Source organism: Achromobacter sp. DMS1 (assembly GCF_001270295.1).
On record NZ_LHSJ01000157.1, the window covers coordinates 1 to 14176 of the forward strand.

General features: G+C 69.5%; 10 protein-coding genes and 4 pseudogenes. 2 read left to right on the forward strand and 12 right to left on the reverse strand.

Annotated elements, in window-relative coordinates:
• Positions 1–13 precede the first annotated feature (13 nt).
• The 4 genes and pseudogenes from AD428_RS17065 to AD428_RS17080 form a co-directional block, all read right to left on the reverse strand.
• Positions 14–752, reverse strand: a pseudogene (locus AD428_RS17065) (ABC transporter ATP-binding protein).
• Positions 749–1553, reverse strand: a pseudogene (locus tag AD428_RS17070) (ABC transporter ATP-binding protein). The pseudogenes AD428_RS17065 and AD428_RS17070 overlap by 4 nt, the downstream one beginning before the upstream one ends.
• Positions 1550–2638 (reverse strand): ABC transporter permease subunit, encoded by a 1089-nt coding sequence (locus AD428_RS17075; protein WP_053245968.1) that lies wholly within the window; start codon positions 2636–2638, stop codon positions 1550–1552. The pseudogene AD428_RS17070 and the gene AD428_RS17075 overlap by 4 nt, the downstream one beginning before the upstream one ends.
• Positions 2635–3438: pseudogene (locus AD428_RS17080) on the reverse strand (branched-chain amino acid ABC transporter permease); the annotation flags it as partial. The gene AD428_RS17075 and the pseudogene AD428_RS17080, both read right to left, overlap by 4 nt.
• A 102-nt stretch (positions 3439–3540) precedes the next feature.
• Here AD428_RS17080 and AD428_RS17085 point away from each other — a divergent pair.
• Entirely contained in the window at positions 3541–4323 is a 783-nt protein-coding gene (locus AD428_RS17085; protein WP_053245977.1) for a transporter substrate-binding domain-containing protein, read from the forward strand.
• 162 nt (positions 4324–4485) lie between these two features.
• Here the strand turns inward: AD428_RS17085 and AD428_RS17090 are convergent, their stop codons facing one another.
• Complete coding sequence (locus tag AD428_RS17090; RefSeq protein WP_053245969.1) at positions 4486–5451, reverse strand: Bug family tripartite tricarboxylate transporter substrate binding protein; 966 nt, start codon at positions 5449–5451, stop codon at positions 4486–4488.
• Between the two features lie 198 nt (positions 5452–5649).
• Here AD428_RS17090 and AD428_RS17095 point away from each other — a divergent pair, with 198 nt between their 5' ends.
• On the forward strand, positions 5650–6843 hold the full coding sequence (locus AD428_RS17095) for an acetylornithine transaminase (RefSeq protein ID WP_053245970.1): 1194 nt from the start codon (positions 5650–5652) through the stop codon (positions 6841–6843).
• A gap of 55 nt (positions 6844–6898) precedes the next feature.
• On the opposite strand, the gene AD428_RS17100 is transcribed toward AD428_RS17095, so the two are convergent.
• The 7 genes and pseudogenes from AD428_RS17100 to AD428_RS17130 all read right to left on the reverse strand — a co-directional run.
• Entirely contained in the window at positions 6899–8542 is a 1644-nt protein-coding gene (locus AD428_RS17100; RefSeq protein WP_053245971.1) for an AMP-binding protein, read from the reverse strand.
• Positions 8539–9618: pseudogene (locus tag AD428_RS17105) on the reverse strand (phosphotransferase). Before AD428_RS17105 ends, AD428_RS17100 begins: the two are co-directional and overlap by 4 nt.
• Complete coding sequence (locus tag AD428_RS17110) at positions 9615–10844, reverse strand: acyl-CoA dehydrogenase family protein (RefSeq protein ID WP_053245972.1); 1230 nt, start codon at positions 10842–10844, stop codon at positions 9615–9617. The pseudogene AD428_RS17105 and the gene AD428_RS17110 overlap by 4 nt, the downstream one beginning before the upstream one ends.
• A 54-nt stretch (positions 10845–10898) precedes the next feature.
• Entirely contained in the window at positions 10899–11660 is a 762-nt protein-coding gene (locus tag AD428_RS17115) for an SDR family NAD(P)-dependent oxidoreductase (RefSeq protein ID WP_053245973.1), read from the reverse strand.
• 3 nt (positions 11661–11663) lie between these two features.
• Entirely contained in the window at positions 11664–12029 is a 366-nt protein-coding gene (locus AD428_RS17120; RefSeq protein ID WP_053245974.1) for an AtuA-related protein, read from the reverse strand.
• Between the two features lie 10 nt (positions 12030–12039).
• Positions 12040–13398 (reverse strand): acyclic terpene utilization AtuA family protein, encoded by a 1359-nt coding sequence (locus AD428_RS17125; protein ID WP_053245975.1) that lies wholly within the window; start codon positions 13396–13398, stop codon positions 12040–12042.
• Positions 13399–13435: 37 nt separating this feature from the next.
• The coding region (locus tag AD428_RS17130; protein WP_053245978.1) for a Bug family tripartite tricarboxylate transporter substrate binding protein at positions 13436–14176 on the reverse strand (741 nt) is incomplete at its 5' end.

A 14176-nucleotide genomic window follows, 5' to 3' on the forward strand; every position in this document is an offset into this window, starting at 1 on the left:
CGCCGGCCGGCCCTCAGGCCGATTCCTCGACCTCGCCCAGGTAGGCCGCCCGCACCTTGGGATCGTGCAGCATCTGGCCGGCCGGGCCGGAAAGAATGATTTCGCCGGACTCCATCACGTAGCCGCGATGGCTATTCTCCAGCGCCAGGCGCGCGTTCTGCTCGATGAGCAGGATGGTCACGCCTTCGCTGGCGATGGCGCGCACCACTTCGAACACCTTTTCCACCATGAGCGGGGCCAGGCCCATCGAAGGCTCGTCCAGCAGCAGCAGCCTGGGCCGCGCGATCATCGCGCGGCCCATGGCCACCATCTGCTGCTCGCCGCCCGACAGGTTGCCCGGCCGCCTGCCTGCGCCGCTCGGCCAGGCGCGGAAACAGCGTGAAGACGCGCTCGGTGTCCTGGCGCACCTGCGCGGCGTCGCGGCGCACGTAGGCGCCCATGGCCAGGTTTTCCTCGATGGTGAGCTGGCCGAAGATGCCCCGGCCCTCGGGCACCATGACCAGGCCCTGGCGCACCAGTTCGTGCGATTTGCGTCCGCCGATGGACTGGCCGTCGTAGACGATCTCGCCGCCGGCCAGCGGCACGAGGCCGCAGATAGCGCGCAGCGTGGTGCTCTTGCCCGCGCCGTTGGCGCCGATGAGGCAGACCAGCTCGCCCGGGTCCACGCGCAGGTCGATGCCGCGCACCGCCCGGATGCCGCCGTACGACACCTGCAGGCCGCGCAATTCGAGTAGGGGTTGGGATGCGGTCATGATGCGGGGCGCTCCTGGTGGATAAGCGGGTCCTGGGCGGCGCCAGCGCCCAGATAGGCCTCGATGACCTTGGGATCGCGCTGCACCTGGGCCGGCTTGCCCAGGGACAGCACCTTGCCGTATTCGAGCACCAGCACGCGGTCGCACAGACCCATGACGAGCTTCATGTCGTGCTCGATGAGCAGCACGGTGATGCCGTCGCCGCGGATCTTCTCGATCAGCTTGCGCAGCACCACGGTCTCGGAGGCGTTCATGCCCGCCGCCGGTTCGTCCAGCGCGAGCAGCTTGGGATCGGTGGCCAGCGCCCGCGCGATCTCCAGGCGGCGCTGGTCGCCGTAGGGCAGCGAGCGCGCCACGTCGTTGGCGCGGTGGGCGATGCCCACGTACTCCAGCAGCTCGTGCGCGCAGGGCCTCGATGGCGGCTTCCTCGGCGCGGGTGGCGCGGGTGCGCAGCACCGCTCCCAGCACGCCGGCGCGCGTGCGCACGTGGCGGCCGATCATCACGTTCTCGATGGCGCTCAGGTTGGCGAACAGGCGGATGTTCTGGAAGGTGCGCGCCAGGCCGGCCTGGGCCACTTCGTGCGGCTTCTTGCCCGTCATGGACTCGCCGTTGAAGATGCAACTGCCTTCCTCCGGAATATAGAGCCCGGTCAGCACGTTGAAGAGCGTGGTCTTGCCCGCGCCGTTGGGGCCGATGAGGCCGTAGATCTCGCCCTGCTCGATGTCGAAGCTCACGTCCGACAGGGCCTGCAGGCCGCCGAAACGCTTGCCCAGGCCCTGGGCTTGCAATAGCTTGCTCATGACTCGCCTCCCCGGTTCCTGGATGACAGCTCGCGGCGGCGCACCGCCGAGGGCCACAGGCCCGCGGGCCGGAACAGCATCACGCACACCATGGCCAGGCCGAAGAGCAGCATGCGTATGCCTTCGGGATCGAGCACTACCGAGCCGAACAGCATGTTCTGCAGGGGCTCGACGACCGCGCGCAGGAACTCCGGCAGCGCGGCCAGGATGAGCGCGCCCAGGATCACGCCCGGAATATGGCCCATGCCGCCCAGCACCACCATGCACAGGATGGAAATGGATTCCATCAGGCTGAAACTCTCGGGGCTCACGAAGCCCTGCATGGAAGCGAACAGCGCTCCGGCCACGCCGCCGAAGGACGCGCCCATGGCGAACGCCAGCAGCTTCACGTTGCGGGTGTTGATGCCCATGGCCTTGGCCGCGATCTCGTCTTCGCGGATGGCCTCCCAGGCGCGCCCGATGCGGGAGTTCTGCAGGCGCACGCACACCAGCACGATGAGCAGCGTCAGGCCCAGCAGCAGGTAGTAGTACTTCTCCGGCCCGGTGAAGCGGATGCCCATGAGGGTTTCCGTGCGGCCGAACGCGAAGCTGCCCACCTTGAAGGTGTCGATGCGGTTCAGGCCCTGGGGCCCGTTGGTGATGTTGACGGGCGCGTTCAGGTTGTTGAGGAAGATGCGGATGATTTCGCCGAAGCCCAGCGTCACGATGGCCAGGTAGTCGCCGCGCAGCTTGAGCGTGGGCGCGCCCAGCAGCACGCCGAACAGGCAGGCCAGCGCCAGCGCGATGGGCAGGATGGCCCAGAACGGCAGATGCAGCCCGAAATGCGGCGAAGCCAGCAGCGCCCATACGTAAGCGCCCACCGCGTAGAACGCGATGTAGCCCAGGTCGAGCAGGCCGGCGAAGCCCACCACGATGTTCAGGCCCAGCGACAGCATCACGTACAGCAGCGCGAAATTCAGGATGCGCACCCAGCTCTGTCCGGCCATGCCCAGCACGAAGGGCAGCACGGCCAGCGCCACGCCGATCAGCGCGATGCCGGCGAGGTTGCGCGCGGTGAGCCCGTTTTTCTTCAGTGTCGCGTTCATGCCCGGTCTCCCACGCGTTCGCCCAGCAGGCCGGAAGGACGGAAGATCAGCACCAGCACCAGCACGAAAAAGGCGAAGACGTCCTGGTAGTGGCTGCCCAGGAAGCCGCCGGTGAGGTCGCCGATGTAGCCCGCGCCCAGCGATTCGATCACGCCCAGCAACAGGCCCCCGGCCATGGCGCCAACCAGGTTGCCGATGCCGCCCAGCACCGCGGCGGTGAACGCCTTCAGGCCCAGCAGAAAGCCCATGGTGTACTGGGAAACGCCGTAGTAGGTGGCGACCATCATGCCGGCCACGGCGGCCAGCGCCGAGCCGATCAGGAAGGCGGCGGAGATGACGGTGTTGATGTTCACGCCCATCAGCCCGGCCACCTCGCGGTTCTGCGCCGTGGCGCGCATGGCCGTGCCCAGGCGCGTCTTGTGCACCACGAGCAGCAGCGCGCCCATGATGAGCGCCGCGATCACCACGATGGCGATCTGCAGCGTGCTCATGCGCGCGCCGAAGAACTCGAACACGCGCGGCGAAAGCACCTGCGGGAAGTTCAGGTAATTGCGGCCCCAGCCCATCATGGCGAGGTTCTGCAGGATGATGGACACGCCGATGGCGGTGATGAGCGCCGCCAGACGCGGGGCGCGGCGCAGCGGCCGGTACGCGATGCGCTCGGCGGTCCAGCCCACGGCCATGCACAGCGGCACGGAAACCAGCAGCCCGGCGCCCAGCACCAGAAAGGCCGACGCGGAGGGGTCGCCGCCCACCAGGGAGATGGCGATGGTGGTGGCGGCCATCGCGCCGATCATCACCACGTCGCCGTGGGCGAAATTGATGAGCCCGATGATGCCGTACACCATCGTGTAGCCCAGGGGCGACCAGGCGGGCCGGATCGTTCCGCCTGGAGAGTTTCCATGAATCGCAGATCCCTGTTGCTGTCCCTTTGCGCCGCCGCCACGCTGCTGGCCGCCTCCCCCGGCCATGCCGACACGCTGGACGATATAAAGAAGGCCGGCGTCATCAGGATTGCCGTGCCGCAGGACTTTCCGCCCTTCGGCTCGGTCGGGGCCGACATGAAGCCGCTGGGCTACGACATCGACACGGCCCGCCTGATCGCCGGACAGATGGGGGTGAAGCTGGAGCTGGTGCCCGTCACCAGCGCGAACCGCGTCCCGTACCTGCAGACGCGCAAGGTGGACCTGGTGATTTCCAGCCTGGGCAAGAACCCCGAACGCGAGCGGGCCATCGACTTCTCCGACGCGTATGCGCCATTCTTCAATGGCGTGTTCGGTCCGGCGGACATCAAGGTGAGCGCGGCCGCCGACCTGGCGGGCAAGACCATCGGCGTCACGCGCGGCGCGGTGGAAGACATCGAGCTTTCCAAGATCGCGCCGGCCAGCGCCACCATCAAGCGCTATGAAGACAACAACGGCACCATTACCGCGTTCCTGTCGGGACAGGTGCCGCTGATCGCCACCGGCAATGTGGTGGCCGCCGCCATCCTGGCGCGCAACCCGCCCAAGAAGCCGGAAACCAAGTTTCTGATCAAGAATTCGCCCTGCTACATCGGGCTGAACAAGAACGAGCCCGGGCTGCGCGCCAAGGTGAACGAGATTCTTGCCGCGGCCAAGCGCGACGGCGCGCTGGCCGCGATCTCGCAGAAGTGGCTGGGCGCCGGCCTGCCCGCCGATCTGTAGGCGCGGACGGCCGCGTCATGGCTTACCAGTTCGACTTTTCTCCGATATGGGCCTATGCGCCCGTGCTGGCCAGGGGCGCGGCACGTCACGCTGGAGCTGATCGCCCTTTGGCGCGGCGGCGGGGGCGGCCCTGNACGGGCGCGCGCCGGCACGGGCGGCCGGTCAGTCGACGCTGGCGCCCGATTGGCGCACTGCCTGTCCCCATTTCTGCACTTCGCCGGCGATGAACTTGCCCGTGGCTTCGGGCGTCATCGGCATGGGGTCGGCGCCGCGGTCGCGGAAGAACTTCTGCATCTCGGGCGAGTTCAGCACCTCGCCGATCCGTTGCGACAGGGCCGCGGTGACCGGCGCGGGCGTGCCGCGCGGCGCCAGCACGGCGGCCCAGCCTATGGCTTCGAAGCCCGGATAGCCGCTTTCGGCCACGGTGGGCACGTCCGGCAGCTGCGGCAGGCGCTTGGCCGTCGTGACGGCCAGCGCCACGGCCTTCTTGCTCTGCACGTGCGGCAGGCCCGCCGTCACCGAGTCCACCATCAGCGGCACCTGGTGGCCCAGGAAATCCGCCTGGGCCGGGCCGCTGCCCTTGTACGGGATGTGGCGGATGTCGAGCTGGGCGGCCGCCTTGAACATCTCCGCCGACAGGTGCTGCGTGCCGCCGATGCCGGCGCTGGCGTAGGCGAGTTCGCCCGGATGCGCCTTGGCCTCGTCCACCAGCTGCTTGAGCGAGGTGATGCCCGACGCCGGCGTGGCCAGGAACATCAGCGGCACCGAGAACACTCCCGACACCGGCGCGAAATCCCGGGTCAGGCTGTAATTGATGGTCTTGTACAGCGTCTGATTGACGGCCGCCGCGCTGCCCGCGATCACCAGGGTATAGCCGTCCGGCGTCGCGCGGGCGGCCTGCTCCATGCCGATGTTGCTGCCCGCGCCGGCGCGGTTTTCCACCACCACGGGCTGCTCGACCGCCGCGCCCAGCTTCTCGGCCAGGGCGCGCGCGAAGATGTCCGTTGCCTGCCCGGGCGGGAAGGGCACGATCAGGCGGATGGGGCGGTCGGGAAACCCGGCGTGCGCCCCGGCGCTGGCCGCCGCCAGCAGGATTCCGGCCGTCAGGCCGGGAAGAAAACGTTTCATGATGTCTCAGCGAAAAAGCGTGGAAAAAGCTGCGCGCGGGGGTAGCGCCTGGGCGTCCGGATGGCGCCCGGCGCCTTTTTGGGGCGCGGGCCGCCGTCCAGGGACGGATGCGTCACGATAGCACTGCCCGCGGGGTGCTAAATTTGCTTCTTTGCGTTCCCCCTCAACCCCCTGTTTCTTTCTTACGCAGGAACCGCCATGGAATTCAGCCAGTTCAACGTCAATGCCCTCATGGAGATCACCTCCCGCCCGGACCTCGTGTTCGTGCGAGGCCAGGGTTCCTGGCTGGAGGACCACGCGGGCAAGCGATACCTGGACTTCGTCCAGGGCTGGGCGGTGAACACCCTGGGCCACTGCGCGCCCGAAATGCAGCGCGCGCTGGCGGAGCAGTCCAAGCTGCTGATGAACCCCTCGCCGGCGTTCTACAACCTGCCGTCCATCGAACTGGCCACGCGCCTCACCCAGGCTTCCTGCTTCGACCGCGTGTTCTTCGCCAACAGCGGCGGCGAAGCCAACGAAGGCGCCATCAAGCTCGCGCGCAAATGGGGCCAGGTCCACAAGCAGGGCGCCTACAAGATCATCACCATGGACCACGGCTTCCATGGCCGCACCCTGGCCACCATGTCGGCTTCCGGCAAGCCGGGCTGGGACAAGATGTTCGCCCCGCAGGTCGAAGGCTTCCCCAAGGCCGAGCTGAACAACCTCGACTCGGTGCGCGCCCTCATCGACGACCAGACCGTCGCCATCATGCTCGAGCCCGTGCAGGGAGAGGGCGGCGTCATCCCCGCCACCCGCGAATTCATGCAGGGCCTGCGCAAGCTGGCCGACGCGCACAAGCTGCTGCTCATCGTCGACGAAGTGCAGACCGGCATGGGCCGCACCGGCACCCTGTTCGCCTACCAGCAGTTCGAAGTCACGCCCGACATCATGACGCTGGCCAAGGGCATCGGCGGCGGCGTGCCGCTGGCCGCGCTGCTCGCGCGCCAGGAAGTCTGCGTTTTCGCCCACGGCGACCAGGGCGGCACCTACAACGGCAACCCCCTCATGGCCGCCGTCGGCGTCGCCGTGTTCGACGCCCTCGTCGCCCCGGGTTTCATGGAAGCCGTCAACGCCCGCGCCCGGCAGCTCTCCGATGGCCTCAACGCCCTCTCGGCCAAGTACGGCATGAAGGGCGAGCGCGGCATGGGCCTGCTGCGCGCCCTGGTCATGGACCGCGACGACGGCCCCGCCATCGTCGAGGCCGCCCGCAACCTCGCCCCCAACGGCCTGCTCCTCAACGCCCCGCGTCCCCACCTGCTGCGCTTCATGCCGGCGCTGAACGTGACGGCGCAGGAAATGGATACGATGTTGACGCAGCTCGACGGGTTGATCGAAACCGTGCGCAAGGCCTGATCGCGCCTGGTTCGATCGAGGCCGCGCCGCGGGCCCTGCAGGCCCGGGCGCGGCCTTATTGTTTGCCGGGCTCGTCCCGCAGCGCCGAAGCCTGCTCGCGCAGCACGAATTTCTGTATCTTGCCGGTGGCCGTCTTCGGCAGCGGGCCGAATACGACGGTGCGCGGGATCTTGAAGCGCGCCAGGTGCCGGCGGCAGTGCGCGAGAATGTCGTCGGCGCTGGCCTGCGCGCCGTCTTTCAGCGCAACGAAGGCGCACGGCGTCTCGCCCCAGGTCGCGTCGGACCTGGCCACGACCGCGGCTTCGAGCACGTCCGGGTGCCGGTACAGCACGCTTTCGATCTCGACGGTGGAGATGTTCTCGCCGCCCGAGATGATGATGTCCTTGGCGCGGTCTTTGATTTCGACGTAGCCGTCGGGGTGGACCACGCCCAGGTCGCCCGAATGGAACCAGCCGCCGGCGAAGGCCCCGGCCGTGGCGCCGGGGTCGCGCAGATAGCCTTTCATGATCGTGTTGCCCCGCAGCACGATTTCCCCCAGGGTGGCGCCGTCGGCGGGCACGGGCTGGAGCCGGTCGTCCACGACTTGCACGGCTTCCACGTTCAGTTTGCGCACGCCGATGCGGGCTTTGCGCGCGGCGCGCTGCGCCAGCGGCAGCGTGTCCCATTCTTCGTGCCAGGCGCAACTGACGGAGGGGCCGTAGGTTTCGGTGAGCCCGTACAGGTGCGTGACGCCGATGCCCAGCCCGTCCATGGCCTCGATGATGGCGGCGGGCGGCGCCGCGCCGCCCGTCATGGCTTGTACGGGATGCCCGGCCCGCTTGCGTGCGGCGGCGGGGGCGTTGACGAGCATATTGAGCACTACCGGCGCGGCGCAGAAGAAGCCGACCCGATGCTGCGCGATGGCGTCGAAGATGGCCGCGGGCTCCACCCGGCGCAGGCATACGCTGGTGCCGGCGAGCGCGGCCAGCGTCCACGGGAAACACCAGCCGTTGCAGTGGAACATCGGCAGCGTCCACAAGTAGACGGAATGCGGCGGCATGCCGCAGGAAAGCACATTGCCGACCGCGTTGAGATACGCGCCGCGATGGTGATACAGCACGCCTTTGGGATTGCCGGTGGTGCCGGAGGTGTAGTTCAGGCAGATGCTCTGCCATTCGTCTTCGGGCCAGGTCCAGTCGGCGGCGGCGGGTTGGGCGGCGAGCCAGGCTTCGTATTCGGCATCGCCGAGGACGCCGTGCTCGCCCGCGAATTCGCCGTCTTCGATACGCACGGTGCGGGGCGGCCGGTCCAGGCGCGCGAGCACGTCGCGCACCAGGTCGGCGTATTCGCTGTCGAAGAGCAGGACGGACGCGCCGCCGTGCGAAAGAATGAATGCGAGCGTGGCGGCGTCCAGCCGCGTGTTGAGGGCATTGAGTACCGCGCCGGCCATGGGCACGCCGAAGTGCGCCTCGTACAGCGCCGGGATGTTGGGCGCCAGCACGGCGACGACGTCGCCGCGCCCTACGTCCCAGGACCGCAAGGCGGAGGCCATGCGCTGGCATCGGTCCTGCGTGGCGGCCCAGGTCTGCCGGTAATGCCGGCCATGCACCAGGGCGATGCGATCGGGGAACACGCTGGCGGCCCATTGCAGAAAGCCCAGCGGCGTCAGGGCCACGTGATTGGCCGCGTTGCGCGGCAGTTCGTCGGCGTCGGCAATCATTGCGGTTCCTCCCGGCTCGCGGGTTGACGGCGCTGTTCGCGCTGGGCGGCCTCCCAGCCGAGCGCGGCCAGGGGCGCGACGCGTGCGCCCATTTCCTGCGCGTCGGCGCCCGCCGCATTGCCCGCGAGCGCGCGGGCATATACGCCCTGCAGAATGGCGGCGATGCGGAAAAAGCTGTAGGCGAGGTAGAAGTCCCAATTCGGCGGCGGAGCCATGCCGCGCTCGCGGCAATAGGCCGCGACGAATGCGTTCTCATCGGGGATGCCCAGGGCCCGCAGGTCCAGCCCGGCAATGCCGCGCCAGAGCGCGGGCGGAATGCGCCAGCACATGCAGTGGTAGGCGAGGTCGGCCAGCGGATCGCCCAGCGTGGACAGTTCCCAGTCCAGCAACGCGATGGCGCGCGGCTCGGCGGGGTGGAACACCAGGTTGTCGATGCGGTAGTCGCCGTGCACCAGCCGGGTCTGGCCGTCCCGCGGCAGATGGCGGGGCAGCCAGTCGATGAGGGCGTCCATGGCGGCGATGCGGGCGGTTTCCGTGTCGCGGTACTGGCGCGTCCAGCGCGCCACCTGGCGCGCGAAGTAATCCCCCCGGGCGGCCGTAGCCGGCCAGCCCCACGGCGGCTGGATCGACGGCGTGCAGCGCGGCCAGCACGCGGCCGGCCTCGGCATAGACGGCGGCGCGCTCGGCGGGCGCCAGCCCGGGCAGCGCGGGGTCCATGAAGACGCGCCCTTCGGCGTAGCTCATGAGGTAGAAGGGCGTGCCGACGACGTTGCGGTCTTCGCAATAATGCAGCATGCGCGGCACGGGCACGTCGGTGTCCGCCAGGGCGGACATGACGCGGTACTCGCGGTCCACGGCGTGGGCCGAGGGCAGCAGTTCGCCGGGCGGCTGCTTGCGCAGCACGCGGCGGCCCGTGGCGTCCTCCAGCAGATAGGTGGGGTTGGACTGCCGCCGGACAGGGGGCGCAGCGACAGCGTGGCCGGGTCGGCCAGGCCGCGGGCGGAAAGATAGGCCGCGAGCGCGGGCAGCCACTGCGGCGCGGCGGCGCGGGCGGCGTTCGTGGCGGGCGCGTTCATACGACCAGCGCCTTGCGCGGCGCGTCCGCGTCGTCCCAGCGCCAGTAGGCGTCGCCCTCGTCCATCAGGTGGCGCGCCAGCACCATCTTGTGCACCTCGGAAGCGCCGTCCACCAGGCGCGCCTGCCGGGCGTAGCGGTAGATCCACTCCAGCGGCGTGTCCTTGGAATAGCCGCGTGCGCCGTTGAGCTGCAGCGCGGTGTCCACGACCTTCTGCAGGGTTTCGGAAACCACGATCTTCGCCATGGAGATTTCCTTGCGGGCGTAGTCGCCCTGGTCCAGCCGCGCGGCCGCGCGCATGGTCAGCAGCCGGCCGATCTCGATCTGCATCGCGGCTTCGCCCAGCAGCCACTGCACGCCCTCGCGCTCGGCCAGCTTCTGCCCAAAGCTGCTGCGCTGGCCCACATAGTCCACCGCCACGGCCATGGCGCGGCGCGCCAGCCCCAGCCAGCGCATGCAGTGCGTCAGGCGCGCCGGGCCCAGCCGGATCTGCGTGAGCTTGAGCCCGTCGCCCACTTCCATGAGGCGGTTCTGGTCGGGAATCTCCAATCCCTCGAAGACGAGTTCGCAGTGCCCGCCATGTTCTTCCGGCCCCATGATGGGGATGCGGCGCTCGATGCGCCAGCCCGGCTGCGCGGCGTCGAAAAGGAAGGCGCTCAGCCCCTTGCGCGCGTCGTCCGAGGTGCGGGCGATGAGGATGAAATGCTGCGCCACGCCGGCGCCGGTGATGAACCATTTGCGCCCGTTGACGACCCACTTGCCGTTCTTGAGCGTGGCGGTGGTGCGCATCATGGAGGGATCGGAGCCGCTGCCGGGGTGGGGTTCGGTCATGGCGAAAGAGGACCGCACCTCGCCGTCCACAATGGGCCGCAGCCAGCGCTCCTGCTGGTCCGGGCGGGCCACCTGCGCCAGCACGCGCATGTTGCCGTCGTCGGGGGCGGCCGCGTTGAACGCCACCGGGCCGAAGATGGAGCGGTTCATCTCCTCGTAGCAGGCGGCCAGTCCCACCATGGGCAGTCCCTGGCCGCCGAGGCGGCGCGGCATCTGCAGCGCCCACAGGCCGGCGTCGCGCACGCGCGCCCGGACACGGGCCAGCGTCGCGTCGGCGATGTTTTCGTGCGCGTCATAGTTGGCGCGGTCGGCTTCGAGCGGAATCAGCTCGCGGTCGACGAATTCGCGCACGCGCCGTCGGTAGTCCTCGAGATCGGGGGACAGAGAGAAATCCATCGTGAGTCTCCTTGTTGGGCGCGGGCCGGCGCCGCGCCGGCCGCGCATGCGGATTCAAAGCGAACTCGCCAGATGCCCGCCGTCCACGTCGATGACCGATCCGGTCATGAAGGCGGAGGCGTCCGAGGCCAGCAGCAGCAGCGGGCCGTCCAGGTCGCCCGGCTGGCCCAGCCGGCGCTGCGGCACGCGCTTGATCAGCGCCTCGCCCGCCGGCGAGGCGAAGAAGTCGCGGTTCAGGTCCGTGGCGATGTAGCCGGGCGCGATGGCGTTGACCCGTATGCCGTGACGCGCCCATTCCAGCGCCAGCGCACGGGTGAGATGCAGCAGGCCCGCCTTGGCGGCGGCATACGGCGCGACGTGCGAGGCCACGCGCTGCCCCAGGATGGACGCGATGTTGACGATGGAGCCGGGCCGGCCGTGCGCGATGAAATGGCGCGCCGCCGCCTGGGCCACGCGCCATGCGCCATTCAGGTTGACGTCGATGACGCCGGTCCAGTCCGCCTCGGAAACGTCCAGCGCCGGCTGCGTCAGGGCGATGCCGGCATTGTTGATGACGATGCCGACCGGCCCGAGCGCTTCGGCCGCCTGGTCGAAGGCCGCCTGCACGCCGGCGGGCTGCGTCACGTCCATGCCGATCACGCGGGCCTGGCCGCCCGACGCGCGGATCTGCGCCGCCACTTCCTCGCCGAGCGCCTTGCGCCGCCCGCACAGGGCCACGCGCGCGCCCGCGCCCGCGAGCACCAAGGCGAAATGCCGGCCCAGCCCGCTGTACGCGCCGGTGACGAGGACGGTCTTGGATTTCAGGTCTTCGAACATCCGCTACTCTCCCTGCTTGATGTGGGGGCCTCGCAGCAGAGGCGCCAGGTCGTCGGGCACCTCGAGTTCCAACCGTAGCACAGCGCTGGCCAGCGCCTTGCCGTAATTATCGATGGCCAGGCTGCGCGACACGCCGCCGCCCAGCGCGCCTTCGAGCACGAAGTTCAGCACGCCCAGGGCGTCGACCTCGTAGCGCGTGATGGGGCCGCGCACAGCCTGGCCGCCGTAGATCGTCCGCATGGCCTCTACCGTGACGGCACGCTTGATGCACGGATAGAACCGGGGCTCGTAGGCGATGACCGCGATGTTCGAGGTATTGCCCTTGTCGCCGCAGCGCGTATGCGCCACGCGTCGCAATGCAACTCGCATCGTATGCTCCCTAGATGAATTCGACACGGCACGCCACGCTTTCGCGCGGCACGAGGGCGGACCACAGGCCGATCACTTCGCGCACCCGGTCCTGGTGCGGAACGCGCTTGCCGGTGGACGCCAGCCCGCAGACCGCCATGCCGTCCACTTCCCGGCCGATCTTCTCGGCCTGGGCGCGGCTGGCGCAGCGGGCGGCGATGCGCACCGCGATCTCGGCCGGCTCTTCCCGCAGCGGCGCCGATGCCGCGCCCAGCACGGCGTTGGCGCCGATGAAGTCGATGCGCAGTTCGTCGGCCTGCAGGCCGGCCATGCGTAGCCGCTCGCGCAGGATCTTTTCCGCCAGCCTGGCTTTTTCCAGGCAGCCCGGCCCGGCGAAAAAGAACATGTCCTCGCCGATATAGCCCTCGGTGCAGCCGATGGAAACCTTCAGCGTGGAGGTGCGGGGGCGGCCGGCGATGCCGCCGACGCGCACCCGGTTTTCGCCCACCTGCTCCAGGCGGGCGGTGGTGAAATCCACCACCACGTCCGGGGTGATGTAGCGCGCCGGGTCGTGCACTTCGTAGAACATCTGCTCCTTCACGGTGCGCAGGTCGATGCAACCGCCGGTGCCGTCCACCTTGCCGATTTCCGCCGTGCCGTCGGCGTCCACGTCGGCATACGGGAAAGCCAGATTCCACGGCTCGGGCACGTCCTTGTAGCCGGGGTCGCCGAAATAGCCGCCGGTGACCTGCGCGCCGCATTCGAGCAGGTGGCCGATGCCGCTGCCCTGGCCGAGCCGGGCCCAGTCGTCTTCGCGCCAGCCGTAGTGGTGCATCATGGGCGCGAGGAACAACGAGGGGTCCGCCACGCGCCCGGTGATGACGATGTCGGCGCCCTGGTCCAGCGCCTGCACGATGGCCGAGGCGCCGGCATAGGGTTCGGCCGAGATCAGCGTGTCGCGCAGCGAGGAAACCGGGGCGCCGGTTTCCATGATGTCCAGCCCGCTGTCCGCGATGCCGGCGCTCAGGTCGGTGGCCGTGACGGCCGCGACGCGGGCCTCGGGCCAGCCCGCCTCGGCGCACAGTTCGGCCACGCGCCGCGCCGCCCCGCGCGGATTGATCCAGCCCTGGTTGGACACGATGCGCGTGCCGTGCGCCTTGCAGTGCGGCAGCACCGCGCGCATGCGGTCGTCCAGCCAGGTGTCGTAGCCCGCGAAGCCCGGGTCGCGGCGCTTGCGGACCTGGGCCGCCGAAACCGTGGCCTCGGCCATGGTTTCGAAGCAGAGGAAGTCCAGCGCGCCGCGCTCGGCGTTCCAGCGCGCCGGGTCGATGCGGTCGCCCCACCAGCCGGCGCCGGATCCGATGCGCAGCCTGCCTGTCTTGCGGTTCATGTCTGTCTCCTTGTTGCGATTCCCGCACGCCGCGGCCTTATTGCGGCCGGATGCCGGCGTCCCGGATGACCTGGCGCCACTTGTCGGTGTCGGCGCGGATGGTGGCGGCATACTCTTCCGGCGTGCCGGCGGCCGGGATGGCGCCCAGCTCCTCGACCTGGCGGCGCGTGCCGGGCTCGGCCAGCGCCGCGGCCACCGCGTCGCGCACCTTGCCGATAATTGCGGGCGGCGTGCCGGCCGGGGCGAGCAGGCCGAACCAGGAATTCACTTCGTACCCCGGCAGGCCCGCCTCGGCCACCGTGGGCACGTCCGGCAGCATGGGCACGCGGCGCGCGGTCGTGACGGCCAGCGGCTGGACCGCGCCGGCCTTGATCTGGCCCATGGCCGAAGGCAGGTTGTCGTACATAAGCTGCACCTGCCCGCCCAGCAGGTCGGTCATGGCGGGCGCGGAGCCCTTGTATGGCACGTGGCGGATGTCCACCTTGGCCAGGCGGTTGAACAGTTCGCCCGACAGGTGCGGCGAGCCGCCCAGGCTGGTGGAGGCGAAGTTCAGCGAGCCCGGCGCGCGCCGCGCCTGCGCGATGAGCTGCGCCACGGAAGCGATGCCCAGCTTGGGGTTGACCAGCAGCACGTTGGGCGAGTTGGCCACCAGCGTCACGGGCGCGAAATCCCGCGCCGCGTCGTATGGCACCTGCGCGTAGATGAGCGGGTTCGTGGCCTGCGTGCCCAGGGTGCCCATGAGCAGCGTGTAGCCGTCGGGCCGGGCGCGCGCCACCGC

Coding starts and splice junctions, on each gene's coding strand:
- AD428_RS17100 (WP_053245971.1), bottom strand. CDS start 8,542: ATGATTGCCGACGCCGACGAACTGCCGCGCAACGCGGCCAATCACGTG.
- AD428_RS17095 (WP_053245970.1), top strand. CDS start 5,650: ATGGAATTCAGCCAGTTCAACGTCAATGCCCTCATGGAGATCACCTCC.
- AD428_RS17090 (WP_053245969.1), bottom strand. CDS start 5,451: ATGAAACGTTTTCTTCCCGGCCTGACGGCCGGAATCCTGCTGGCGGCG.
- AD428_RS17125 (WP_053245975.1), bottom strand. CDS start 13,398: ATGAACCGCAAGACAGGCAGGCTGCGCATCGGATCCGGCGCCGGCTGG.
- AD428_RS17120 (WP_053245974.1), bottom strand. CDS start 12,029: ATGCGAGTTGCATTGCGACGCGTGGCGCATACGCGCTGCGGCGACAAG.
- AD428_RS17075 (WP_053245968.1), bottom strand. CDS start 2,638: ATGAACGCGACACTGAAGAAAAACGGGCTCACCGCGCGCAACCTCGCC.
- AD428_RS17110 (WP_053245972.1), bottom strand. CDS start 10,844: ATGGATTTCTCTCTGTCCCCCGATCTCGAGGACTACCGACGGCGCGTG.
- AD428_RS17085 (WP_053245977.1), top strand. CDS start 3,541: ATGAATCGCAGATCCCTGTTGCTGTCCCTTTGCGCCGCCGCCACGCTG.
- AD428_RS17115 (WP_053245973.1), bottom strand. CDS start 11,660: ATGTTCGAAGACCTGAAATCCAAGACCGTCCTCGTCACCGGCGCGTAC.